19 protein-coding genes and 1 other annotated feature (1 of these 20 running past the window's edge) are annotated in these 26,947 nt (G+C 36.9%); of the genes, 16 read left to right on the top strand and 3 right to left on the bottom strand.

The genetic code is table 11. The features are described 5' to 3' along the window. Positions 1-118 (top strand) — a binding site (T-box leader) (it extends 94 nt beyond the left edge of the window). Positions 119-208: 90 nt separating this feature from the next. The 5 genes from leuS to ACFTQ7_RS18840 all read left to right on the top strand — a co-directional run bounded on the left by leuS (position 209) and on the right by ACFTQ7_RS18840 (position 7,523). After that, on the top strand, positions 209-2,626 hold the full coding sequence (gene leuS, locus ACFTQ7_RS18860) for a leucine--tRNA ligase (RefSeq protein ID WP_386830371.1): 2,418 nt from the start codon (positions 209-211) through the stop codon (positions 2,624-2,626). Positions 2,627-2,723: 97 nt separating this feature from the next. Then, the gene (locus ACFTQ7_RS18855; protein ID WP_386830370.1) at positions 2,724-3,245 is read left to right on the top strand and encodes a sigma-70 family RNA polymerase sigma factor; all 522 of its coding nucleotides are present in this window, start codon (positions 2,724-2,726) and stop codon (positions 3,243-3,245) included. After that, complete coding sequence (locus ACFTQ7_RS18850) at positions 3,232-4,167, top strand: hypothetical protein (RefSeq protein ID WP_386830369.1); 936 nt, start codon at positions 3,232-3,234, stop codon at positions 4,165-4,167. Before ACFTQ7_RS18855 ends, ACFTQ7_RS18850 begins: the two co-directional genes overlap by 14 nt. Before the next feature lie 912 nt (positions 4,168-5,079). Then, positions 5,080-6,351, top strand: coding sequence for an L-lactate MFS transporter (locus ACFTQ7_RS18845; protein WP_349659136.1), 1,272 nt, complete (start codon positions 5,080-5,082; stop codon positions 6,349-6,351). Between the two features lie 479 nt (positions 6,352-6,830). Continuing rightward, positions 6,831-7,523, top strand: coding sequence for an AIM24 family protein (locus ACFTQ7_RS18840; protein ID WP_386830368.1), 693 nt, complete (start codon positions 6,831-6,833; stop codon positions 7,521-7,523). A 363-nt stretch (positions 7,524-7,886) separates the two neighbouring features. On the opposite strand, the gene ACFTQ7_RS18835 is transcribed toward ACFTQ7_RS18840, so the two are convergent. Continuing rightward, positions 7,887-9,137, bottom strand: a complete 1,251-nt coding sequence (locus ACFTQ7_RS18835) for a BaiN/RdsA family NAD(P)/FAD-dependent oxidoreductase (protein ID WP_386830367.1) — start codon at positions 9,135-9,137, stop codon at positions 7,887-7,889. A gap of 578 nt (positions 9,138-9,715) precedes the next feature. On the opposite strand from ACFTQ7_RS18835, the gene asnB reads away from it, so the two are divergent. The 4 genes from asnB (at position 9,716) to ACFTQ7_RS18815 (ending at position 16,032) form a co-directional block, all read left to right on the top strand. Further along, a complete protein-coding gene (gene asnB / locus ACFTQ7_RS18830; RefSeq protein ID WP_386830366.1) occupies positions 9,716-11,563 on the top strand; it encodes an asparagine synthase (glutamine-hydrolyzing) in 1,848 nt (615 codons plus the stop codon). A gap of 442 nt (positions 11,564-12,005) precedes the next feature. After that, positions 12,006-13,619 (top strand): putative polysaccharide biosynthesis protein, encoded by a 1,614-nt coding sequence (locus ACFTQ7_RS18825; RefSeq protein ID WP_386830365.1) that lies wholly within the window; start codon positions 12,006-12,008, stop codon positions 13,617-13,619. A gap of 9 nt (positions 13,620-13,628) precedes the next feature. Next, the gene (locus tag ACFTQ7_RS18820) at positions 13,629-14,342 is read left to right on the top strand and encodes a pseudouridine synthase (protein ID WP_349659142.1); all 714 of its coding nucleotides are present in this window, start codon (positions 13,629-13,631) and stop codon (positions 14,340-14,342) included. Positions 14,343-14,514: 172 nt separating this feature from the next. Continuing rightward, positions 14,515-16,032 carry a diguanylate cyclase gene (locus ACFTQ7_RS18815; RefSeq protein WP_386830364.1) on the top strand — a complete coding sequence of 506 codons (1,518 nt, stop codon included), beginning with the start codon at positions 14,515-14,517 and terminating at the stop codon, positions 16,030-16,032. Between the two features lie 200 nt (positions 16,033-16,232). On the opposite strand, the gene ACFTQ7_RS18810 is transcribed toward ACFTQ7_RS18815, so the two are convergent. Continuing rightward, positions 16,233-17,408, bottom strand: coding sequence for an MDR family MFS transporter (locus ACFTQ7_RS18810; RefSeq protein ID WP_386830363.1), 1,176 nt, complete (start codon positions 17,406-17,408; stop codon positions 16,233-16,235). Positions 17,409-17,772: 364 nt separating this feature from the next. Then, positions 17,773-17,994, bottom strand: coding sequence for a DeoR family transcriptional regulator (locus ACFTQ7_RS18805; RefSeq protein ID WP_049667439.1), 222 nt, complete (start codon positions 17,992-17,994; stop codon positions 17,773-17,775). A 353-nt stretch (positions 17,995-18,347) separates the two neighbouring features. On the opposite strand from ACFTQ7_RS18805, the gene pepV reads away from it, so the two are divergent. The 7 genes from pepV to ACFTQ7_RS18770 all read left to right on the top strand — a co-directional run bounded on the left by pepV (position 18,348) and on the right by ACFTQ7_RS18770 (position 26,583). Continuing rightward, complete coding sequence (gene pepV / locus ACFTQ7_RS18800; protein WP_386830362.1) at positions 18,348-19,754, top strand: dipeptidase PepV; 1,407 nt, start codon at positions 18,348-18,350, stop codon at positions 19,752-19,754. Between the two features lie 27 nt (positions 19,755-19,781). Beyond that, on the top strand, positions 19,782-20,627 hold the full coding sequence (gene dat / locus ACFTQ7_RS18795; RefSeq protein ID WP_349659146.1) for a D-amino-acid transaminase: 846 nt from the start codon (positions 19,782-19,784) through the stop codon (positions 20,625-20,627). A gap of 331 nt (positions 20,628-20,958) precedes the next feature. Then, positions 20,959-21,963, top strand: coding sequence for a nuclease-related domain-containing protein (locus tag ACFTQ7_RS18790; RefSeq protein WP_386830361.1), 1,005 nt, complete (start codon positions 20,959-20,961; stop codon positions 21,961-21,963). Between the two features lie 3 nt (positions 21,964-21,966). Then, positions 21,967-22,899 carry a diacylglycerol/lipid kinase family protein gene (locus ACFTQ7_RS18785; RefSeq protein ID WP_386830360.1) on the top strand — a complete coding sequence of 311 codons (933 nt, stop codon included), beginning with the start codon at positions 21,967-21,969 and terminating at the stop codon, positions 22,897-22,899. Positions 22,900-23,260: 361 nt separating this feature from the next. Further along, positions 23,261-23,908, top strand: a complete 648-nt coding sequence (trmB, locus tag ACFTQ7_RS18780) for a tRNA (guanosine(46)-N7)-methyltransferase TrmB (protein WP_386830359.1) — start codon at positions 23,261-23,263, stop codon at positions 23,906-23,908. Between the two features lie 11 nt (positions 23,909-23,919). Further along, a complete protein-coding gene (locus tag ACFTQ7_RS18775) occupies positions 23,920-24,783 on the top strand; it encodes a YtnP family quorum-quenching lactonase (RefSeq protein ID WP_386830358.1) in 864 nt (287 codons plus the stop codon). A 573-nt stretch (positions 24,784-25,356) separates the two neighbouring features. Further along, the gene (locus tag ACFTQ7_RS18770) at positions 25,357-26,583 is read left to right on the top strand and encodes a carboxylate--amine ligase (protein ID WP_197144639.1); all 1,227 of its coding nucleotides are present in this window, start codon (positions 25,357-25,359) and stop codon (positions 26,581-26,583) included. Positions 26,584-26,947: the final 364 nt, after the last annotated feature.

The following is a 26,947-nucleotide window of genomic DNA, read 5'->3' as shown; positions in this document are numbered from 1 at the left end:
CTGAGTCTGCCCGAGTGAAACAGCTCGTGCCGTTCCTTCCGCGTTAAGGAAGCTAAAGCCGAGTGTGATCACTAATGTGGGTGGTACCGCGGGAGATACGAATTCTCTCGTCCCTTTCTAATGAAGAAAGGGGCGAGTTTTTTTATTTTTTAAATATTTTGTCAATTCTTAAGTTGAAGAGCATGACACATTCAAAGGAGGAAAAATAATGAGTTTTAATCATCAACAAATCGAAAAAAAGTGGCAGCAATATTGGGCTGATAATAAAACGTTTAAAACTGAAAACGAAACAGAAAAACCAAAATTTTATGCGTTAGATATGTTCCCATACCCATCTGGTGCTGGTCTTCATGTAGGACATCCAGAGGGCTATACAGCGACAGACATCCTTTCACGCTTCAAGCGTATGCAAGGTTATAACGTCCTACATCCTATGGGCTGGGATGCATTCGGTTTACCTGCAGAGCAATATGCACTTGATACAGGAAATGACCCTGCAGAATTTACAGCGAAAAATATTGCAACATTTAAGCGTCAAATCCAAGAGTTAGGTTTTAGCTATGACTGGGATCGTGAAATTAACACAACAGATCCAGAATATTATAAATGGACACAATGGATCTTTATCCAACTTTATAACAAAGGCTTAGCCTATGTAGATGAAGTAGCTGTAAACTGGTGTCCAGCACTTGGAACAGTACTTGCAAACGAAGAAGTTATTGATGGAAAGTCAGAGCGTGGTGGTCACCCTGTAGAACGTCGTCCAATGAAGCAATGGATGCTTAAAATTACTGCCTATGCTGATCGTTTAATCGATGACTTAGAGGAAGTTGATTGGCCAGAGTCTATTAAGGATATGCAACGTAATTGGATTGGTCGTTCGGAAGGTGCAGAAGTAACATTTAATATAGATGGAACAGATGAAAACTTCACGGTGTTTACAACTCGTCCTGATACATTATTTGGTGCTACATACTGTGTTATTGCACCCGAGCATAAATTAGTGGATCAAATTACATCTGCTGAACAACGACAAACTGTTGAAGCTTATTTAGATAAAGTAAAATTGAAATCTGATTTAGAACGCACAGATTTAGCAAAAGAAAAAACAGGCGTATTCACAGGTGCCTATGCAATTAATCCGATTAACGGTAAAAAAATGCCGATTTGGGTTGCGGACTATGTGTTAGTATCATACGGTACTGGTGCAATTATGGCAGTTCCAGCACATGATGAGCGCGACTATGAATTCGCTACAGAATTTGGTTTAGAAATTATTCCTGTCCTTGAAGGTGGAGACATTAGCAAAGAAGCCTTCACAGGTGATGGTAAACATATTAACTCTGACTTCCTTGATGGCTTAAACAAAGAGGAAGGTATTGCTAAGGCAATTCAATGGCTTGAAGAAAAAGGTGTAGGAGAGAAGAAAATCTCTTACCGTCTTCGCGACTGGTTATTCTCTCGTCAACGTTACTGGGGTGAGCCAATTCCTATGATTCATTGGGAAGATGGTACAACGACGCCAGTACCGGAATCAGAATTACCATTAGTACTACCAAAAACAGATAATATTCGTCCTTCAGGTACGGGTGAATCTCCGTTAGCGAACATTTCTGAATGGGTAAATGTTGTTGATCCTGAAACAGGAAAAAAAGGTCGTCGCGAAACGAATACGATGCCACAGTGGGCAGGTTCTAGCTGGTACTTCATTCGTTATATTGACCCAACAAATAAAGAAGCGATTGCAGACCCTGAATTACTGAAACGTTGGTTACCAGTTGATATTTATATCGGTGGGGCAGAGCATGCGGTATTGCACTTACTATACGCTCGCTTCTGGCATAAAGTATTATACGATTTAGGTGTTGTACACACGAAAGAGCCATTCCATAAATTATTTAACCAAGGGATGATTCTTGGTGAAGGTAATGAGAAAATGTCTAAATCGAAAGGTAATGTCGTTAACCCAGATGAAATCATTTCTTCACACGGTGCTGATACTTTACGTTTATATGAAATGTTTATGGGTCCACTTGAAGCATCTGTTGCATGGTCAACAAATGGCTTGGACGGGGCACGTCGCTTCTTAGATCGTATTTGGCGTCTATTTGTTAATGAAGAAGATGGTACAATCGCTGCGAAAATTCAAGCTTCTGATGACAAAATATTAGAAAAATCATATCATCAAACTGTGAAAAAAGTGACAGAGGATTATGAAGGTATTCGCTTCAATACAGCTATTTCACAAATGATGGTATTCATCAATGATTGCTACAAAGCGGATGTAATTCCAACAGAATACGCTGAAGGCTTTGTGAAAATGCTAGCTCCAATGGTGCCACACGTTGCTGAAGAACTATGGCAGATATTAGGTCATGATGAATCACTTTCATATAAGGAATGGCCAACATATGATGAGGCTAAACTTGTAGATGATGAAGTGGAAATCGCTGTACAAGTACTAGGCAAAGTACGTGCAAAAATCGTCGTAGCTAAAGATGCTTCAAAAGAAGAAATCGAAAAAGTAGCTCTTGCAGATGATAAAGTACAAGAGTATATGGCAGGCAAAGACTTAGTAAAAATAATTGTCATTCCAGGTAAGCTTGTTAATATCGTCGTGAAATAATAATGTGAAAAGTGTCCAATATTTGGGCACTTTTTTCTTTTTTGCTGAAACCATATAAGATTTTGATACGACTATAGTGTGAATAGGAGGTGTTTGTTTGAGTGAGCATTTAGCAAATATTATGGAAGAGCATGGTGAGTATTGCCTTCGTGTAGCTTATCTATATGTTAAAGACTGGGCTATTGCAGAAGAAATCGTTCAAGATGTCTTTTTTGCTTATTATCGGCAACAGGAGCGCTTTGAACAACGATCCTCGCTAAAAACATATTTAGTAAAAATAACAGTACATAAAAGTCATGACTATTTACGAAGTTGGAAAAATAAGCGACATATTTTATTTGAAAAGCTGCACATTGGAGTCAATAAACGATCGCCAGAAACAAATTTGATTGAAAAGGATGAACGAAGAATTGTAACAGCAGCTTTGTTTGAACTTCCAATCAACTACCGAGAAGTAATTATTCTTTATTATTACCAAGAATTAAAGGTTCGTAAGATAGCGGAGGTACTTGCATGTACCGAAAATACAGTGAAAACAAGACTTCGTAGGGCTAGACAAATATTGCAGGGGAAACTGGACAAAAACCATTGGGAGGTGCTAGAAGATGACATCTTTTAAAAATAAACTGGATAAAGAGCTTGGAGAAGCCCCGCGTTTCTCACAACAATTGCAGGAGCGTATTTTGCACAATGTAGTTCAGCAAAATAAACAACCTCGTAGATGGCAATATCCAATGGTTTTCATTGGAGCAGTCGTGACGATCCTCTTCTTGATTGTAATTGGTCCATGGAAGCAAGTAGATTTATCTAAGCATGCTACGATTATTGAACTAGCCCAACATGAGGTTAAACAGTTTACGAGTGCGTATAATTGGGAGGAGGATACCTTTAAGGCCGGAAGAACTGGCTGGATTTTAGGGCAACAGTCTTATAAAAATGATTCGGATACAAAGCTCATTGCCAATACGCTTCAAAAGGCAGTTATTTCGAAGAAGGATGATGATTACTATGCATATCGTGATGTATGGGTAGAGTTTGACAATCGGCAGGTTGTGCAGCTAAAAATGTACTTAAGCGATGAGCAGTTAGCTTTTAGCGATAGACATACAAATATCTTCTACAAGGTGGAAGATGCTGACACTGCGTCAGCATTTATTGCCCTTACGCGAAAAGATGATAAAGATATTAGTTTCGGTGAGATGTTTACTTTTTTAATAATTGCTCTCTTTCTAGGGTTGCTTATCGAGATAGTTATTAGAAAAAAGTTTAGCATCTCAAAGGAGCCAAAATATATAAATACAGGCCATCAACGTACAACGTATATTGTTAAGTTTATAGAAGGGGCAATTTTAATTTTAATGAATCTATATGGATGGTTTATCTATATAGCTGCAATATGCGGATTTTTAGCTGTCGCCATGATAAGTTCTATTGCAATTGACTATTATTATGGGCGAGAGGAAAAAAGACATTATATATCAAATGGATTGTTTATTATGTCACTAGTACTAATAATTGTATTTATCATTTATTTTTCATAAAAAGGAAAGAGGTGCTCTGAAATTCTTTGAGCATCTCTTTTTTGATATGTAACTAGATTAATGGGGAACTTCACTTCAAAATATGTCTTGAAGATCGCCTTAGATTGACCGTCTCTAATAGAATGCATATCTTCGTCAAAGTTAGTATTTACATAAAAAAATCTATAATTGGTTTTTATAAACATTAACAGTATTTGGTTGAAAAGTACTGTTTTTACTTGTGCGCTATAGCAAATATTTCTGTTATAACTGATTGGTTTAGTTGTTTTTTAGTTTGAAAAGTATAACTAGCCATAGCTAAAAAGAATGTGTAGGATTTTTACTAAAAGAAAAAATATATATTTGAATAATAAAAATCAATAAGTAATTATTAATCGTTTTGAAGTATGCACAATGTGTATTGTATTTATTTAATTGAATATCCATTAAAAGTTAATTAAATCATTTAATATGATTTTCATATTCCCTTTTGCATGAATGAAATTTGTCTATTTAAGCTTTTAAATTCTCTTTTATCCACGTTATTTCTACTTAATGGATATTTGTTTATGACCCTTTATAGAAACACGAAGAAATAATAAGCGTTAGAAAAAGTGGGGTATACATTGATTGTATGTGAAAATATGCACAAAATTAATTATATTAATATAGTTAATGTAAAGCTGGATAATAGAGTAGAAAAATAATAATAGCTAAAAAATGTTATGGTTTTTGTTTAAAAAACATCTATTTGCTTAGAGACTGTAGGGTTTTCGTTATAAAATTATTGGGGTGAAAAATAAAATACTTTTTGCAGAAATAATATTTTTTAAAAAAACATCTTGCATTTGAATAATTCTAAGTGGTAAATTGTTTTACAGAGACGTTCATAAAATTTTCACAGGTAGCAAAAGAGGGGAGAAAAGAGAAATTATGAATAAAAATAGATGGTTAATTGCATTATCTGCAATCGCTATTCACCTTTCAATCGGTGGAGCATATGCATACAGTGTATACAAGATACCGATTGTTACAGAAATGGGATGGAGTGAAACAAACGTAACGGTTGCCTTCACAATAATGATGGGGCTTGCTGGTTTTTCGGCAGCATTATTTGGTAACTTAGTAGAAAAAATGGGGCCACGTAAATCTGCGATGATAGCAGCTGTTCTATTTGGGGCAGGACAAGCTGGTGCAGGTGTAGCTATTTCAATGGATTCCGTAACATTATACTGGTTAACATATGGTTTACTAAGTGGATTGGGTATGGGTATTGGTTATATTGCGCCTGTATCGACATTAGTAAAATGGTTCCCGGATCGCCGAGGACTAGCAACAGGTATGGCCGTACTTGGATTTGGTTCAGGAGCACTTATTACAGCGCCAGTCGCAGCTAACTTAATGGGGGCTGTGGGAATTTCTACAACGTACTTTATTTTAGGGGCAAGTTATTTCACGTTAATGATTTTAGGGGCTTCATATATAGCACCGCCTAAACCTGGTTATATGCCAGCGAATATGAAGGCGGCTGCAGATAATGGTAAAGAAGTAGTGAAGAAAGATTTAGCTGTCATGTCAGCACGTGAAGCTGTGAAAACTAAGCATTTCTGGATGCTTTGGTCAATGCATTTAGTAAACGTAACAGCAGGTATAATGATGATTTCTGTTGCATCTCCAATGGCTCAAGAAATTGTAGGGTTATCAGTTGCGGGAGCCGCAGCAATGGTAGGTATAATGGGATTATTTAATGGTGGTGGTCGTTTAATATGGGCTGCTGTGTCTGACTATATTGGTCGTTCGAATGTCTTTGTAATTTTCTTTATTGCACAGCTAGTTACATTTATCGTCTTACCGCATACTACAAACGTTATTATTTTCCAAGCACTTATTTTCTTAGTTGTTAGTTGCTATGGTGGAGGTTTCTCTAATCTACCTGCATTTGCAAGTGATTTATTCGGTACGAAACAACTTGGAGTTATTCATGGTTATTTATTAACGACTTGGTCTTTAGGTGGTATTTTTGGTCCACTTTTAGTAAGCACTATTAAAAATGCTTATGGTAGCTATATTCCTGTATTCTATGTATTTACAGGGTTAATTGCAGCTTCATTAATTATTGCATTAACATTACGTGCAGATGTACGTAAACGAACAGCATTAAAAGAAGCTTCTCAAAAGGTTGGAGACGTCTCCGCTACACAATAAAGTTTACTTTCAATTCGCACTTGAAGGTAATGGCCATATGAGTGTCATTTCGCACATGACGCTTGTATGGTCTTTTTTTTGTAGCTGTTGTTATATAACACTCGATTAATCTCTGTTTAATGTATAACAGTTGATGTCTGCTGTCAATATCATTATGGAAAATAAAGTGATTTCGCTATTAAAAGAGAAATTTTGTAACGGAAAGCAAATGCGAGGTGTGAACTAATTTGCTAGTGGGTGGCCACAAACTAATGTTTTTAGGTCAACACCTTTTGTTTTTAATCAATTATGAAGCCTTTTTCGCATGAATGAAACGATTAAATATAAAAGTTTAATTTAGATTCCATTTCATTTTTTAAAATTTCATGAATAAAAGATTCAACGCATCATTCAATCGTTTGTTTTTACCCCTCGGATAATTTGATTGAATCTTTCCAGAACTTAAAACGTATATAAAATAAATAAGGAGGCATTGATATATGGGGAAATTTTCTTTAAATGAGTTTATTAATAAAACACAGCAGGACGATAGCGAAAATGAATATTTCGAGTTAGAAACTGAGCGTGTATTAGAGGTTAACCTAAATGGCGAGGTTTGGTCGAAGATGGGCGCAATGATTTCTTATGTAGGAGATATTAAGTTTGAGCGTGAGCGTGTGCTGGAGCATGGCTTAGGTAAAATGTTTAAAAAGGCATTAACCGGCGAAGGTACTCAACTTATGAAAGCAATGGGTAAGGGGCGACTTTATTTAGCCGATCAAGGAAAAAAAGTAACAGTCTTCGATCTAAAGGATGAAACAATTTGTGTAAACGGTAATGATTTACTCGCATTTGAGCCTAGTATTGATTGGGATATTCATTTAATGCGTAAAATGGCAGGAGTTATGTCTGGTGGGTTGTTTAATGTAACTTTACAAGGAAGAGGGAAGGTTGCCATTACAACTCATTTCGAACCGTTAACCTTGTTAGTAAAGCCTGGTGAAACGGTTTATACTGATCCACATGCTACTGTAGCTTGGTCAGGTACTTTATCCCCAGAGTTTAAAACAGATATTAGCTTCCGAACATTTATCGGTCGAGGTAGTGGTGAATCCATTCAAATGGCATTTTCAGGTGAAGGGTTTGTCATCATCCAACCATATGAGGAAGTATATATGTCAAAAGAAGGCTAAAAAAGCGTGTCCGCGTTTTCAGGACACGCTTTTTATAATGTGGAAAAATAAAATGCTCAAGGAAATATTTGTGAATGCTGTGGCGCATTTAATGAGGTGATTTCCGTTCCAGGCTACTCGCTTTGTTGTTGCTGTCGCTACGCTTTCGCACAGATAAAACATTTGTTGCTGTCGCTACGCTTTCGCACAGATAAAACATTTGTTGCTGCCGCTACGCTTTCGCGCAGAGCAAGGCTTCCTGTGGGCGGCTCATCGGACGCCCCTAGGAAAGTGCTCAGTTAACCCCTCGCTTTGCCGAAGAGCCTCATTACCCAATAGTTTTTATGTGATAGAACCACTAATATAAGTCCGAAACAGAGTGTCTTACATTCCTGCGTTCATCCCTGCAATACGTCCTGTAACGAGTGCAGACGTAATATTATAGCCACCTGTGTAGCCATGAACATCAAGGATTTCCCCGCAGAAAAATAAACCATTCTTTTTCTTCGAAGCCATAGTCTTTGGTTCAATCTCTTTAACAGAGACGCCACCACCAGTGACAAATGCTTTTTCAAGAGATTGTGTCCCACTAACTGTCATTGTAAAATTGACGAGTAATCTAGCTAAGTTGCGGACTTTCTCCTGTGATAATTCAGCGCCTGTCATTTGCACATCGATATTTGCACGCTCACATAAAAATAGTAGCCAGCGTTCAGGAGCAATACCCTTCCATACATTTTTCACCGCTTTTTTGGGATCTTCTTTAATGAGTTTGTTTAAATATTGCAAGCACGTTTCCTCATTATAATCAACAAGTGTTTGAATACGTATTGTCACAGGTTCGTATCCTGTTTTCATCAATTCTTTCACGATAAATTGACTGCAGCGTAAAACAGCAGGACCGCTTATCCCGAAATGAGTAAAAAGCATGTCCATTTGATGTGTTACGAGTGCTTTGCCCTTCTTGTTTAAAACAGAGACAGCGACATCACGTAACGCAAGTCCTTGTAGCTCACGAGCTTGAATGAAATCTTCTTTTGATAGAACAGGAACCTCAGTAGGGAAAAGTGTAGTAATTGTATGGCCGGCACGCTCTGCCCATGGATAACCATCGCCTGTTGAGCCAGTTTGTGGAACAGCTTTCCCACCAACGGCAACGACTACTGCCTCGCTACGAATTTCTGTGCCATCTGTAAGGCGTACCCCGAGAATTTTTTCTTCATCCATTAGAAGCTTATTAACGGGTGTGTTTAAGCGCACTTCAATATGAAGCCTCTGAAGCTGACGAATAAGTGCATCTACAACATCCTGCGCGCGGTTAGATACAGGAAACATACGTCCGTGATCCTCTTCTTTTAATGCCACACCAAGTCCTTCGAAAAATGCAATAATATCTTCGTTATTATAAACCGTGAATGGGCTGTAAAGAAAACGGCCATTTCCAGGTATGTGCTTGACTATTTCTTCAACGGGCAAACGATTAGTGACATTACAGCGACCACCGCCTGAAATGGCCAATTTTTTGCCGAGCTTTGTTCCTTTTTCTAGTAATAATACTTTCTTTTTACGTTCTCCAGCGGCGATAGCAGCCATTAAACCGGATGGGCCACCACCGATAACGATAACATCGTACATATATTTAAAAACTCACTTTCTTTTCAAATTAGGAATCTTTCCTATTATACATGAAGTCTATATAGAGAGGCTTCTTTCACATTGAAAATACAACAAAAGTATTTTATAATGCTGTATCTTCTACTTTAATGTAGAGTTATTTACCGAAACCTTGGGAATTGCGTTTGTTAAACGTATGCTGTATAAGTTGATTGTAGTGGAGACTGGGCGACTCCTTGGGGATTAGCGATAGAGGAACGAAGGCTAAAACCATCACGTCCTGTGATAACGCCTTCGTGACCAACATCCTGTTGGCCCGAGACCCTGCAGCGAAGCGGCTCATCGGACGCCCCCAGGAAAGCGCCCAGTCGAAACGGAAATCAACCCTACGTTATGGTGAAAAGCTTACATGTGTAAAGTTTGGATGGAAAGTTCAAGTATAATTGAGAGATAAAGTGCTCGTTGTTTGAACGAATAATCAGTGTTGAATAACCTCACTGATGAAAGTTTTGCTTTATCTGCATTGTCTGTATGAAATGAATGTCTTTTCATGCTATTATGGTAAAGGTTATGCACTAAATTATGAGGTGAAAAATAGAATGTGCGGATTTATAGGCTATATTAATGGAACAAATGTGATTGATCATCATCAAACGATTGAAAATATGATGAATACAATTATTCACCGCGGACCTGACAGCGGTGGGATTCACAGTGATGATAAAATAACGTTAGGATTCCGTCGATTAAGTATTATCGACTTATCAGACGTGGCAAATCAGCCGTTGTACAGTGCGGATGGTAACATCGTTCTAGTATTTAATGGAGAAATCTTTAACTTCCAAGAGCTACGTGCTGATTTGGTTGAAAAAGGTCATAACTTTAAAACACACTCTGATAGTGAAGTTATTATTTATGGTTATGTTGAATATGGTGTAGAATTTGTCAAAAAGCTTCGCGGAATGTTCGCATTCTGTATTTGGGATAAAAAGAATGATTTACAATTCATCGCTCGTGATGGCTTTGGTATTAAGCCACTGTATTATACAGAAAACACAACAGATGGTACGTTTATTTTTGGATCAGAAATTAAATCATTTTTACCACACCCATCATTTATTAAAGAATTAAATAAAGATGCGCTACGTCCTTATTTGACGTTCCAATATTCTTCAATGGACGAAACGTTCTTCAAAGGTGTGTTCAAATTACAACCAGCACACTATATACTTATTAAAAATGGACAAAAGCAAATTGTGCAGTATTGGGATAAAAAATTCCATGCAAAAGAAGCTCCAATTGAAAAATATGTAGAAGAAATTCGTACGACAGTAAGAGAATCAGTAGATGCGCATCAAATTAGTGATGTGAAGGTCGGTTCTTTCTTATCAGGTGGTATTGATTCAAGTTATATTACTTCATTATTACGCCCTGATAAATCCTTCTCTGTTGGTTTCTCTGATTACGAGGATATGTTCAATGAAACAAATTTAGCAAAAGAATTATCGGATACATTAGATATTCAAAATGAGCGTAAATATATTTCGGCAGATGAGTGTTTTGAAGCATTACCGAAAATTCAGTGGCATATGGATGAGCCACAATCGAACCCATCTTCTGTACCGCTATACTTCCTTTCTGAGTTAGCATCGAAGGATGTAACAGTAGTACTTTCAGGTGAAGGTGCGGATGAAATTTTTGGTGGCTATTCATGGTATCAAAGCTCTGGCAAAATGCAAAAATATGAAAAAGTTCCTTTTGGTATCCGTAAAGCGTTACGAGGCATAGCAGAGGCGTTGCCTAAAAATCAATATACGCACTTCCTTGTTAAAGGTGGTCAAACAGTAGAAGAGCGCTTCATCGGAGAAGCGGTAGTATGGGATGAAGAAGATGCATTAAATGTCTTGAAACCAGACTATAAAAATGGTCCATCTGTAAAATCGATTACAAAACGTATTTACGATGAAGTTCCAGGCGATGATGATGTTACTAAAATGCAGTATCTTGATTTAAATCTTTGGATGCCAGGCGATATTTTATTAAAAGCAGATAAAATGAGTATGGCCCATTCAATTGAATTACGTGTACCATTTTTAGATAAAGAAGTGATGGAATTAGCGAAAAACATTCCTTCGAAATATCGCGTAAATGATATTGATACGAAATATGTTCTTCGTCAAGCTGCGCATCAGGAATTACCTGAAGAATGGGCAAAACGTCCAAAACTTGGCTTCCCAGTGCCAATCCGTCACTGGTTACGTGAAGAAAAGTATTATAAACTGGTAAAAGAAATGTTTACAACGGACTTTGCCAATGAATTCTTTGATACAAAACAATTAGTAGGCTATCTAGATGAGCACTATGAAGGAAAAGCAAATCGTGGGCGTTATATTTGGACAGCCTATGTGTTCTTAGTATGGTATAAACAATTTTTCGTAGATATGTAATAGAGAAGTAGCTTTAATCGGTGGGGGTTTTCGTAATCTCCACCGATTATTTTGAAACTTCTATTTTCCTTTGGGAGGACATAACTGCTATTTTTTTTTGAGTGCTAGAACTTTTTAATGTATTTATGCGTCTGTTTACCTAGTAAATATGTTAAAATTACAGTTGCTTTACTTTTTTTATATTTTCTAGGGTTGTTGTTTCTGAATTTTGTTAATGTAGTTCTGTAGTTTTTACAGTGAGAGTAAGTTTTTTATATGGCAGCGTTTACAAGTTATTGTGAAACAGGTGCTTTGTTCGCAGAAAGATCTGCTCAAAAAGTAGCTTAAACCTTGAGTGCGTTGAAATTATGCCTAGGCATAATTGATTGGCAAATGGTTTATAAGTTTTTTCTAAGTGTTAAGATAATGAAAATATTGACTTTAAAATGAATGGATGGTTACAATGTCCAATTTAATGAAAGGTACTGCGATATTAACGATGGGGATGTTTTTATCGAAGGTGCTCGGATTAATTTATATTTTTCCATTTTATGCGATTGTAGGTGAGGAGAATGTAGCCCTCTATCAATATGCATATATTCCCTACTCGATTATGCTAGCAGTAGCCATCTCGGGTGCGCCAATTGCTGTATCCAAGTTTGTTTCTAAATACAATGCAATAGGTGATTATCAATCAGGCCGCAAGCTTATGAAATCCGGCATACTTATTATGATGTGTACTGGGTTAGCGGCGTTTGTTGTTCTCTTTATATTAGCTACACCAATAGCAGGCCTTGTTATTAAAAGTGATGAACAGGCATTTTCGGTAGAGCAAATTGCCTCAGTTATTCGCTGGGTTAGCTTTGCGTTAATTGTAGTGCCATTTATGAGTCTTTGGCGTGGATTTTTCCAAGGCTATGACAAAATGGAGCCTACTGCAGTTTCTCAGCTAGTAGAGCAAATTGTTCGTATTGTAGTGTTATTAGGTGGTTCATTCTTAGTTGTAGTAGTTTTTAATGGGAAACCAGAAACGGCTGTTTCCTTTGCGGTATTTGCTGCCTTTATTGGAGCAATTGGCGGGTTGCTAGTACTCTATTATTATTGGAAAAAATATCAACCTGAATTTGATTTATTGCGCAGTCAAAGTGTTACATCTACACAGCTACCAATGTCCAACATATATAAAGAAGTAATTACGTATTCGATTCCGATGGTGTTTGTAGGTGTTGCTAATCCGTTATTCCAATTAGTGGATATGCTTACGTTTAATGGAGCTATGGCATCTATAGGCTTAGCGGAAGTAACGGATAAGTATTTATCAATGATTAACTTTACAACACATAAGGTTGTCATTATTCCAGTAATGCTAGCTACAGGTTTTTCAATGGCGCTAGTACCGACGATTACAAAATTTTTTACGCAAGGTGAATATTTATCGTTACGAAATGCAATGGATAAGACATATCAAATATTAATTTTCATTACATTACCAGCAGTAGTTGGAATTTCGTTGTTATCGAATGAAATATATTTTATGCTCTATTCGGAAAGCGAGATGGGGGCTATGATTTTAGCCCATTATGCACCTGTTGCTATTTTATTTGCATTATTCCAAGTGACTGCAGCACTTTTACAGGGTATTGATTTCCAAAAGTGGATTGTCCTCAGCTTATTATCTGGGATTTTAGTCAAACTAGCGATTAATATTCCGTTAATTCGTTTAATGGAGGCAGATGGTGCACTTCTTGCCACAGCTATTGGCTATAGTGTTTCAATTATCATTAATATACTTGTGCTACGACAAACATTGAACTACAGATCAGAAATGGTTATTCGTCGTGTCATGCTCATTTCTCTTTTGACAGCGATAATGGCGGTAAGTGTATTCATCGTTCATATGCTTTTAGAGTTATTAATGGGACCAGTAGGTGGTAAATTCTCAGCATTAGTTTATTCTGTTATTTGTGCTGGAGTAGGTGTAGCAGTATATGGCTTCTTGTCTTTACGCCTAGGCTTAGCACAAAAGCTTCTCGGTGAACGATTGACAAGAATAACGAACAAACTGGGATTTAAATAGGAGGTACTAATGCGATTAGATAAATTACTGTCGAATATGGGTTACGGGTCACGCAAGGAAGTTAAGTTGCTTCTAAAGCAAAAAGCAGTGACAGTAGATGGCGCATATGTGAAGGATGCAGCATTACATGTTGATCCTGAAAAGCAGGAGGTTTCTGTATTTGGGGAGCGTGTGAACTATACAGAGTTTGTATATTTTATGATGAATAAGCCTCCAGGCGTTATTTCTGCAACGGAGGATTTACGAGATGAAACCGTCATCGATTTGTTAGAGCCTTTACATCAGCATTTCCAGCCTTTCCCTGTTGGTCGCCTTGATAAAGATACAGAGGGATTATTGCTAATAACAAATGATGGTTCTTTAGCACATAATTTATTGTCTCCTAAAAAACATGTGCCAAAGGTTTATTATGCACAAATAGAAGGAATTGTGACTGAGGAAGATTGTGAGAAATTTGCTCAAGGTGTTGAGCTAGATGATGGTTATGAAACCAAACCAGGAGAGCTCATCATATTAAAATCTGCTCAACAATCTGAAATTGAGTTAACGATCCAAGAAGGTAAGTTTCATCAGGTGAAGCGTATGTTTGAGGCTGTTGGAAAACGTGTAACCTATTTAAAACGTCTATCAATGGGCAACCTAAAGCTAGATGACAGTTTGAAATTAGGTGAATATAGAGAATTAACGGCTGAAGAACTAGCCTGCTTACAAAATAGGGATTAGAGAATTCCTCGATGCTAACGACGATTAGTATCGGGGTATTTTTTATATACATACTTATACCCGTAACTGTATAATTAATGTATCCTATGTTAAAAGCTATTTAGTCTATGGTACTAAAAATCACTAAAAGTTTCGAAAAAAATGATGGTGAAAATAAGTAGAGGACACGTTAATGAAAAACCTAAGAATTAAATTATTAATATCTTTAATTGCTTTTGCATTAGTACTAGTTGCTGTAATTTTTTATTTCAATAGGCAAATACTTACATCTGATATCAAAAAACAAGAAGTTATGAATAGAACATTAATTGAAAATCATATTTTGACAGATATGCAAACGGTAGATAATGCACATTTTTATTTTGATAAAACTCTCTCAGAGAAAATGGAAACGGTATTACGAAACCTAATTACATATTATGAAGAAAACCCTCATATAGCAAAGTGGGACTTGGAGAAAATAAAAAACGAGCATGGAATGGATGTGTACATACTCGATCAATCAAATACTGTAATTTATACAACTTTTGAAAAAGATAAAGGTTTAAATTTTTCTCAATGCTGCACACGTTTTTCTGCTTTACTAGACGAACGTCGAATAAGTGGGGAATACTATGTTGATGGTATAGATATTTCAACAACTACTGGGGGATATCGAAAATTTGGTTATTTAGCAACACCAGACAAGAAATATTTATTCGAGGTCGGTATAGACTTGCTTAAAGATCCTGTATTCCAAACGTTTAACTTCGAAAAGACTGCTGACTATTTAATTGATAAATATGCTGATTTATTAGAAGTACAAACGATAACGGCGGGAGGGGTTTTCTTTGAGGATTCTAAATCTCGTAAAACTGTAAATGATCAATCGAAAATATTTCAAGAGCATTATAAGCTGGCCAAAGAAACGATGAAGCCAACGGAATATCAAAAGGAGTTTGAAAATGGTTATATCGAAAAGTACCGTTTTTTACCTTATGAAGCAGAAGCGGAAAAGATTCGGGGAGAATCCTCTAAAAGAGTTGTATATGTAAAATACGGTAATTTCACAGAAATTAGAGCGCTTACTAAAAATATAAAGCAGTTTCGAATCTTACTGTTTATTGCCTTAGTAACTTCTTTCATCATGCTATTAGTCATCAATAAACTTCTTTCCAAAACGATTCATCTCGCAACATATGATCCATTAACAAATGTTTATAATCGTGCTACCTATATTAGAAAAATGGGCAATTTATTAAGGAAAAGGACGACGAATCAACCAGGTTTATTGTTGTTAGATTTAGATAATTTTAAACAAGTAAATGATCGATTTGGACATGTTGAAGGTGACAAGATCCTGATTGAAACAGCTAGAACTTTAAAACGAGAAGTAGGGAAAAATGGCTTTGTTGTTAGATTTGGTGGAGATGAATTCGCAATTGTATTATATGATACGGAAGATGAATATATGGAAAAATTAGCGCATTCTATTTTGGAGAAAATTCATCACTTGAAGTTTGCGGATAAAATTTCTGTTGATAAATGGTCTGTGCTTTCAGTCAGTTTGGGCGGTGCCATTTGCAGTCATCCAGATGAGTCAGAAAGAAGCTTATTTGAGCGTGCAGATAAGGCATTATATCAATCGAAAAATGCTGGTAAAGACCAATACACCATTTATGAAGAAGTTACAGTTGGGGAAGAAAGTTAAAGCCACTTTGAAATTTTGAATATAATTGTAAAACCAATCATTAGCTCGCTCCAATCCTATTAGTAAGTTCAAGGAAGTATATCAAATGCTTGAGATTTGCTGATAAACATGGAGCGATTTTTTCATCTGAATGTAAACTCCTTAATAACCCGATTGGTCAAGACTAATAATCAGTCGAGGAAAGAGCTCGGTGATAAAATTTATCCCTGTTGTGGCTTATGATTTGATCTGTAAAATATACAACTACATAAAACAAGAACAGCAATAACCGCAAACATTGCATCCATGTAATGTGTTAAAAGCCACCCGCCAATAATTGGTCCAATAAAGCCGCCTAAATTTTTAAATTGGGCTGCTCCTAAATAGACTCCCTTTTGAGTATCAGGCGCAATTTCATCAATCAAGATGCTCATAGTTGGAAAGGCAAAAATTTCACCAATCGTGAATATAACCATAGCGATCATATATAGTGGATAGTTATTCGAGAAGCCGAATAATAAAAGGCCAAATGCAAAGAACAGAATTCCTACTAATAGAGTAGCCGAGGATGAAAAACGTTCTGAAAGTATACTAATCGGCAATTGAAGTAATAATACAACCGCTGCATTTAGTGAAATTAATACAGAATAGAGCTTGGCACCTTCTTCGATTTTAAGCTCAATGATTTGTGGCAGTGTCGAATCAAATTGAGAGTAACCAATATTTATTAAAATTGCCCCGAATATAAAGCTTAGTAGTACACGATTCGTCAAAAGTATCGTGAAGGTTTGCAGTATTTTTGTAGGTGTTGGAGCTTTTGGTTGCTGCATTTCATAGTGATTTAAAACTAAAAATAAAAATAAAGCATAAATAATATACATAATTCCTGTCAGCATAAACGGAATACTTGGGCTAGACAATTGAGAAATATAAACACCAATAACAGGACCGATGACAGCTGCTATGTTAATCGCTGTATAGCGAAGCGAGAACAATCTTTTCCGTTTTTCCACAGGCGTAAAATCAATCATTAATGCTTGTGTCGAGGGTTCAAAGAAGGAGCGACATAAGCCATTTAAGGCATTCAATGCTACGAAGAGCCAAACCGTATGCGCTGTTGCAAAGCCAAAGAATACAATGCTCCAAACAACAATAGTAAGTAAAATGATGCTTTTCCTGCCAAACCGGTCAGTTAGATAACCACCAAAGAATCCTCCTACAGTGGAGATTAACGGTGCAATACCAATCGTCAAACCTATTTGTAAAGGGGATGCTTCAATTTCGTTATGTAAGTAAATGGCTAAAAAGGGCATTGCCATAAAACTTGCTATGCGTGTAAAAATAGTTCCACCTAAAATGATCCAAACTAGAGGATGAAACAGTTTAGAAAGCTTCATAAAAATCCTCCTTTCAAAATGTAGAATGTTTCGATTTTAACGGATTGTTAAGCAATTGTAAATAGTAGGAAAAACAGCTTAATATAACGCCGAGGAAGCAAATGTTGTAAAATAAATGAATTCTTAGCGAATATAGTGCTTTGTATAAATAAGGTTCATCACCATAATGTGTGGTTGATTTCCGTTCCGACTGGGCGCTTTGTTGCTGTCGCTACGCTTTCGCACAGATAAAACATTTGCCGCTGTCGCTACGCTTTCGCGCAGATAAAACATTTGCCGAAAAAGTAGAAAACAAAAAAAGAATGACCACGACGAAAGGTCATTCTTTTCCAATACAAAATGTTTTACGTGTTACACGTAAAAATTAAGACGTCAATTTCACTTTTTTCTTCGTCGTTGTCCATTTGCCTCGACTTGGACTCATCACCAAATCGTTAAAGGCTAACACGTTCAAATCTCTTTGAACGGTGCGAGGAGTGATACTAAACTCTTCGACTAAATCCTGTGTAGACACGGTTCCTTTGTCTAAAATAAACATGTACACATCTTTAATACGATTAAGCATTCGATCAGTAGTTGGTTTCATAAATGAACCACTCCTTCATCTTAATTCTCTTGGCAAAGACTAGCGGACGACAATATGTGCGGAGTGCACTAGGCTAATAAGTAGCTGCCTTAGACATCCCCTTTTCTAATTTTATATTCAGAAAAATAGTTCTGATAAGTTCATTATATAGAAAAACAAGTCAGTTTTCTAGTGAATGCAAGAGGAATTTACAAATCAGACATAAAATTTTCACTGTATTTTGTGGGAATAAGTGAAAAACGTGCTATATGTGGTAGTGATTGAAGTAAGTTTTTGAAAACTTGCCAGAAAGATGATTGTAAATTATGTTGTAAAGAGTAGAATAATGTTATTACTTTAGAGGAGGTACACATATGGATTGGTTACAAGCTGCAAAGGAAAGACAAGATGAATTGATACAAGATTTACAGGAGCTTGTGCAAATTAATAGTGTTCTCGATGAGAATACGATCACTACTGAAGTACCTTTTGGTGATGGTCCATTAAAGGCTCTTGAATGGTTATTAACAAAGGGCGAAGCTGAAGGATTACAAACTAAAAATATTGATAATTATGCTGGTCACATACAGATGGGCGAAGGTGACGATTTATTAGGTATTTTATGTCATGTTGACGTGGTACCAGTTGGTGATGAAACAGATTGGACATACCCACCCTTTAGCGGCACTGTAGCAGATGGAAAGCTATTTGCTCGTGGGGCAATAGATGATAAAGGCCCAACAATTGCAGCATGGATGGCCATGAAACTTGTCAAGGATGCAGGTATTGAGCTTAATAAAAGAGTACGTATGATAATCGGTACGGATGAAGAAACTGGCTTCCGCTGTGTCGACCACTATTTTAAACATGAGGAAATGCCGACGATTGGCTTTGCACCAGATGCGGATTTCCCGCTCATCAATGCTGAAAAAGGCATTGCAGAGCTAGTGTTCTCCCAAAATAGAACAGGCGATGCTTCGAAAGAACAGCTATTACTATTTAATGCTGGAAAGCGACCAAATATGGTACCGGATTTTGCAAAAGCAACAGTTCAATTTGTTTCCAAACAATTCGAACAGAATTTTCATACATTTTTAAGCAAAAATCAGCTAGAAGGCTCTTTATTAATCGAGGGTTCTCACTATATAATAACTATCAAAGGTAAAGCAGCCCACGCAATGGAGCCGGAAAAAGGTGTCAATGCAGCTGTTTATCTTACAGCATTTTTACAACAAGAGTTGACGACAGAGGCAAGTAAGCAATTTGTCGACTTTGTCGCAGATGTTTTTTATCAAGACCATTATGGCAATAAGCTTGCTTTACAATTCGAGGATGCAATGTCTGGTAAAACTACATTAAATCCCGGTATTGTAACTTACGATGTAACTAAAGGTGGTAGCCTGGTCATTAGTATGCGCTATTCTGTCACATATCCGTTTGATGAAAAAATCACGGAAGCACAACCTTTAGCTGTGGCAAAAGGATTTTCATTGGACATTCAAGATGACTCTAAACCTCATTATGTAAGCGAGGATGATGAATTTATCCAAACTTTAGCAGATATCTATAGACGTCAAACAGGAGATTATGAAACGCCTTTATTGTCTACTGGTGGTGGTACGTATGCGCGTGTTATGAAAAAAGGTGTAGCATTTGGCATGCTATTCCCAGGTGAACCTGATGTAGCGCATCGTGCGGATGAGTTTGTTGTCATTGAAAATCTTATAAAAGCAACAGCTATTTATGCTGAAGCAATTGTTGAACTTGCAGGAAATAAATAAATTAGATATGAAAAGGATGAACGAAACATGGCATATTCATTATGGAATGATCAAATCGTAGAAGAAGGATCTATTACAGTCTCTCCAGAAGACAGAGGTTACCAATTTGGTGACGGCATTTATGAAGTAATAAAAGTATATAACGGAAATATGTTCACAGCACAAGAACACATTGATCGTTTCTATGCGAGTGCCGAAAAAATTCGTCTTGTCATCCCTTATACTAAAGACGTATTACACAAATTATTACATGAACTTATTGAAAAAAATAATTTGGAAACAGGCCACGTTTACTTCCAAATCACACGTGGTACAACTTCTCGCAATCATATTTTCCCAGATGCAAGTGTTCCAGCTATATTAACAGGGAATGTTAAAACAGGCGAGCGTTCATATGAAAACTTTGAAAAAGGTGTTAAAGCTACCTTTGTAGAGGATATTCGCTGGTTACGTTGTGATATCAAATCATTAAACTTATTAGGTGCTGTAATGGCAAAGCAGGAAGCATCTGAAAAAGGTTGCTATGAAGCTATTTTACATCGCGGTGACATCGTAACAGAATGTTCATCAGCAAATGTTTACGGCATTAAAGATGGTAAGCTATATACACACCCTGCAAATAACTTCATTTTAAACGGTATTACACGCCAAGTTATTTTAAAATGTGCTGAGGAAATTAATTTACCTGTTATTGAAGAACCAATGACTAAGGCTGATTTATTAACAATGAGTGAGATCATTGTGTCATCTGTATCTTCTGAAGTAACACCTGTTATCGATGTTGATGGTAACAAAATTGGCGCTGGAGTTCCAGGTGAATGGACTCGTAAATTACAACAAGCATTCGAGGCGAAATTACCACTTTCTATTTAATGGGAAATAAATGAGTCTTGTAAGAGAGCTACCCGAAACTTTAGGTAGCTCTCTTTTTCTATAGAACAAATTATGGATGTTTTCTCCTGGAACGTCATGTAAAATAAAAACGATGACTACAGTTGTAGAATGATTGCCATCGGGATTTAATTTCAATGAGCAAATGTCGATGTAATGTATGCAATTGTCTATTTCTCTTCATTTAGCAATGATTGCGACAGCACAATTACGCCAAGGCAAATTGATATTGCGATTGATTTGCTTTCTAAGCAAGAGTGGAGAAATTAGCAAATTAGATATAGGGCGAGTAAGATTGGAGTGACCAAAACACATGGCACAATTGGTGAAATTACAAGATTATATTTCACGCTATCAAATTGATTTAGCAAGATATCCAACACAATTTGTACGCTTAAAGCAAAGTCAATGGGAGCGTGTTAAGCGACAGTGGGAGTTAGGAGAAGAAATTAGCGAGTGGCAACATAACGACGGCGGTTCAGAAAATGATTCTTTTGAGGAAAAAGAAAGGTTCTCTTTATTCAAAAAAATATTTGCCGGTCGTCAGAGGGAAGAAATTGAGGATATTGAAAAGGTCGAAATAACGAATGAGCTAGTGAGTGATGAAGATAGCATACCAGAAGAAGAAACAACTTTAACATTTGAACCAAAAATTGTTTATGCACCACAATCTATTCATGAATTAAAACGAATGTTTATCGATCAATTTTTCCATTTCCAAATGAAATGGGCAAGTTCAACACTACGTGAAAAGTCGTATGTGGATCCTCGTTTTATGCGTGATCCCCTGTTGCGAAATTTGTTACAAAAATTACCGGATAACTATTTGCTTTTTTATTATCCTATTTTACAAATTAGAAAAGCACCTATAGAGCTTGATGTCGTGCTAATGTCACCGACAGAATGTATTTGTATAACAGTACTAGAAGCTGAAAATCAAGCAGTTTATGTAGGAGGCAGTGAGCGATTCTGGATAAAAAAAGTAGGGACGAAGGATTCAAAAGTACTTAATCCAATGATAAGTTTAAATCGTATGGAGTCCGTATTAACTCAATTATTTAAGCAGGACAATATAAATATGCCGATTCGCAAGGTTATTTTATCACAGAATGGCTATTTCGATTATCCAGGTTCACCTTACGGAATTCAATTTGTTGATCGTCGAAATTATGGAGAATGGATGGAGCATTTAAGGAAAGTTTCCTCTCCTATGAAGCATATGCAAATTCGTGCTTCTCAAACGATTTTAAGCAATGTACAAACAACTTCCTTTAATCGAGATATTTGGCAGCAATCTTCTCAACCAGCCGGGGATTAGGTAATGCAAGTATTATTTATTGTGAATGAAGCAGCGGGGCACGGTAAAGGTAAAAAAGTTTGGCACCGTCTTCAACAGCATTTAACAATTAACTATGACGTCGCCTTTACAGAATATGAGGGACATGGGCAAGAGCTTGCGAAAAATTGGGCGCAAGATGCTCAAACAAAAAAATTAATTGTTATTGTTGGTGGTGACGGCACAATACATGAGGTTGTTAGTGGCGTTGTACATAATAAATTAATAATTATTGGTGTAGTTCGTGCTGGTTCTGGAAATGATTTTGCACGATACTTTTCTACATTTCAAGATGCCGTTCAAATTGAAAACTATATACAAAATGAAATGGTTTACCTCCCAATGGATGTTGGTGCCGTTCAGCTTGGAGATTATCAACAAGAAATATTTGTCAATAATGCGGGTGTGGGCTTTGACGCATTTGTCACTAAACGTATTAATACATCTCGTTTGAAGCTTTACCTCAATAAAATAGGGCTCGGTAAGCTATCCTATGCTGTGGCTGTTGTAAGAGGACTTTTTAGTTTTAGACGCTTTGATGTAAAGATACAAGCGGACAATCAAGAATGGCACTTTCAACAGGCATGGTTTGTTGCGATGTGCAATCAACCTTATTTCGGAGGGGGAATGAAAATTTCACCTACTTCTAAACCTGATGATGGTCAAATCGAAATAACAATCGTTCACGGTATTTCCCGAATTAAATTATTACTAGTATTTGTCACTGTGTTTTTTGAAAAACATACAAAATTTAAAGAGATTACTTTTTTGCAAGGCCATCAATTTAACATTTTCGTGCACGGAAATGACGTTGATTGTCATACTGATGGTAACTATATTGGAGAAATAAGAGAGGGAACGAGGATTCATAGTACAGTGCAACGCGATGCGTGGCAGGTACTATCGGAGGAACATTGAAAAAAATGGTCTTTCACTAAAAGTTGGAGATGACAATTGTTAAACTATGCTATGCATAAAAGTTGATTGGAGTGGAGACTGGGTGACTCCTTGGGGATTAGCGATATAGAGGAACGAAGGCTAAAAACATCACGTCCTGTGATAACGCCTTCGTGACCAACATCCTATTGGCCCGAGACCCTGGAGCGAAGCGGCTCATCGGACGCCCGCAGGAAAGCACCCAGTCGGAACGGAAATCAACCCTACGCTATAGTGATGAGTCTGAAAAATACCATTTCGCAATAATTTCATGCGAATTTAATAGTAATACGTTATACTATAAAAAATTAATAATTTCATGAAAAAGAAATGAGGAAGAAAATTGAGATTAAGAAATAAGCCTTGGGCGGAGGAAATGATTACGGATCATCCAGAGGTGATTGTTCCAAATCCTGAAGACTTTAAAGGAAATTGGCAGGCTGTTTTCGGAAATGACAACCCAATACATATTGAAGTAGGTACTGGGAAAGGACAATTTGTCACAGGTATGGCCTTACAAAATCCAGATATAAATTATATTGGCATTGAGCTTTATGATAGTGTGATTGTTTGTGCATTGGAAAAAATTTTAGAGGCTAAATCTCCAGCGAATTTACGACTATTAAAAGTAAATGGCGCAGATTTAAATAAATATTTTGAAAAAAATGATATAGACCGTGTGTATCTGAATTTCTCAGATCCTTGGCCAAAAACGCGCCATGCTAAGCGACGTTTAATGCACGAGGGTTTTTTGAAATTATATGAGTCGATTTTGGTGGATAATGGGGAAATCCATTTTAAAACGGACAACCGTGGTTTGTTTGAGTATTCATTAATGAGTATGTCTGAATATGGTATGTTACTTAAGCATGTATCTCTCGACCTACATGCGAATATGCCTGAGGATAATGTTATGACTGAATATGAGGAGAAATTCTCTGCTAAAGGACAGCCAATTTATCGTCTAGAATCGCAATTCTTAACTAACTAGGGGGAGAATGGATGGATCAGTTAAAGTTTCACAATATGTCATTATCATGGCTAAACGGGGGTGTCACTTGCCTTGATGGCGGTGCTATGTTTGGAGTTGTGCCAAAGCCACTTTGGGCACGCAAATATCCAGTCAACGAAAAAAATCAAATCGAGTTACCAACTGAGCCGATATTAATTCAATATGAAGGCAAAAATTATATTATTGATACAGGCGTTGGTTTTAACAAATTAAATGAAAAGCAGCTACGTAACTTTGGGGTAACTGAGGAGTCAACATTAGCGGCTAGTTTACAGGAGCTAGGATTAACAACTGCTGATATTGATGTAGTATTAATGACGCATTTACATTTTGACCATGCTGGAGGTTTAACGCAATGGGAAGATGATGTACTTGTGCCAACATTCCCGAATGCAAAAATCTTTGTAACGAAAATTGAGTGGGATGAAATGCGTGAGCCAAATATCCGCTCGAAAAATACGTATTGGAAAGAAAACTGGGAGCCAGTTCAGCACTTAATCGAAACGTATGAAGGTACGTTAGAGGTAGCTCCGGGTATTGAAATGATTCATACTGGTGGTCATAGTGATGGACATGCCATTATAAAATTGACTCAAAATGGCGAAGTATTATTGCATATGGCAGATATTATGCCAACACATGCACATCAAAATCCGTTATGGGTTTTAGCGTATGATGATTATCCAATGACGAGTGTCTTTGCGAAGGAACGTATAATGAAAGAGGCGCTGGCGAATGGCTACGGCTTTATCTTCTACCATGACGCGTATTACCGCATGATAAAATGGGATGAAACAGGAAAAGAAGTTGTAGATAAATTAGAACGCGGCAGACAAGCTGTTATTACATTCTAAATAAAAAAACGTGTGAACCTTTTGCGTTCGCACGTTTTTTTGTTATGTTGAAAGTATCAATAAAATTAAGGAATTAAATAAAGTATTGCTCATTTGCAAAACTAGGTTTGATTTCCGTTCCGACTGGGCGCTTTGTTGCTGCCGCTACGTTAGCACTACGCTTTCGCACAGAAAACATCCGCTGCGCTGCAGGGTCTCGGGCCAATAGGATGTTGGTCACACGAGGGCGTTATCACAGGACGTGATGTTTTTAGCCTTCGTTCCTCTATATCGCTAATCCCCGAGGAGTCGCCCAGTCTCCACTCCAATCAAACGCTTCACATAGTATGTCTCTCTGGTATGCCACTCTAATTTATAGTGATTAAAACGGAACTTCAGCATTTGTTTTATATGCAAACGTATTCCATTCAAATAAATTATTGAAGTTAAACTGCCGGAACGGAAATCAACTTCACGTTATGGTGATGAGCCTAATTGTCTATACTCCATTTTTTTGACACTTTTTTCGTGAACATTTTGGAAAATATGATACACTAAAAACTATACTAAAACACAAAAGAGAGTTGAAAATACATGGCAACGGAGCAACCATTTTTACCAGTATTACTAGGATCAGATATGAATGCATATGGTATGGCACGTGCATTTTATGAGGCATATGGAATTAAACCACTTGTATTAGGACGTTCACATTTAACGGCAACACAAGACAGCCATATCATAAATTTCCAAGAAATTGATCGCTTAAATGAACAGGATGTATTTGCACCTGCACTTGCAAAGGTCGCAAAAAAGTATTCTGATAAAAAACTATTGTTGTTAGCGTGTGGAGATGATTATGCAAAGCTTATTATCAAAAATAAGCCAGCATTACAGGAACATTTTACAGTACCATATATTGACGAATCATTAATGGATGAAATTTTATTAAAAGAAAATTTCTATAAAATGTGTGATAAGTACGATTTTAAGTATCCAGGTACGACGACTGTGACAGCTGACAATTACGAAAACTTTACACCACCTTTTGAATATCCAATTATTTTAAAGGCATCGAACTCGGTGGAATACTGGGCATGTTCATTCCCAGGTAAGAAAAAAGTGTTTGTTGCACATGATGAAGCGGAAAAAACAGCTATCTTAAAAGCAATCTATAGCTCAACTTATCAGGATACAATGATTATTCAAGAATTCATCCCAGGTGACGATTCTTATATGCGTGTATTAAATGCATATGTAGGGAAAGACGGCAAAGTGAAGCTAATGTGTCTAGGAAATCCAATCTTAGAAGAGCATTCACCTGAAGGAATTGGTAGTTATGCAGCAATCGTTACAACATACGATAAAGAATTAATGGATCAAGTACGCTTTTTCTTAGAGGATATCGGTTATACTGGCTTTGCTAACTTCGATATGAAATACGATATGCGGGACAAACAGTATAAACTGTTTGAAATCAATTTGCGTAATGGCCGCTCAAGCTACTATGTTACAGCAAGTGGTCATAATTTAATGAAATATGTAGCTGATGACCATATGTTAAATATTGAGCAAGAAGTAACTTATGTTCAGGATAAGCATTTATGGATGATTATTCCTAAAGGTGTATTATTTAAATATGCATCTAATGAAAAGCTTAAACTGGAAGCTAAAAAATTAATTCGTGAAGGGAAATATACAAACTCCCTTTACTATAATCAAGATATGAATGCGAAACGTTGGGTGAAGCTAACGTTAAATAATTTAAATTATTATCGAAAGTATAAAAAGTACTTTAACAATAAAGGATTGACTGAGTAAAACAAAGAAGCCATCTCATATAACTGAGATGGTTTTTTCATAGAATCGGAAAACAAAATGATTAAGGAGAAATTTGTAAAAGTTGTACTTTTTTAAATGTGGGTTATTTCCGTTCCAGGCTACTCGCTTTGTCGCTGACGCTTCGCTTTCGCGCAGAGCAAAGCTTCCTGTGGGCGAGCGTCGAGCCGCTTCCTCCGCTAAAGGAACGAAGGCTAAGTGCGTCACGTCCTGTGACAATGCCTTCGTGACCAACATCGTGTTGGCCTCAGGGTCTCGCCTGTCTCGCTTTCCCACGGGAGTCGAGTAGCCTTCCGCTCCAATCAGCAGTAGCGTATAAATTTATTCATTTCAAAAGTGAACGATA

It is taken from the genome of Lysinibacillus sp. NPDC056959, assembly GCF_042674095.1.
GTDB lineage: Bacteria > Bacillota > Bacilli > Bacillales_A > Planococcaceae > Lysinibacillus > Lysinibacillus zambalensis.
Note: the sequence above shows the minus strand (reverse complement) of the source record. Positions and strands in the feature narration are given on the sequence as shown.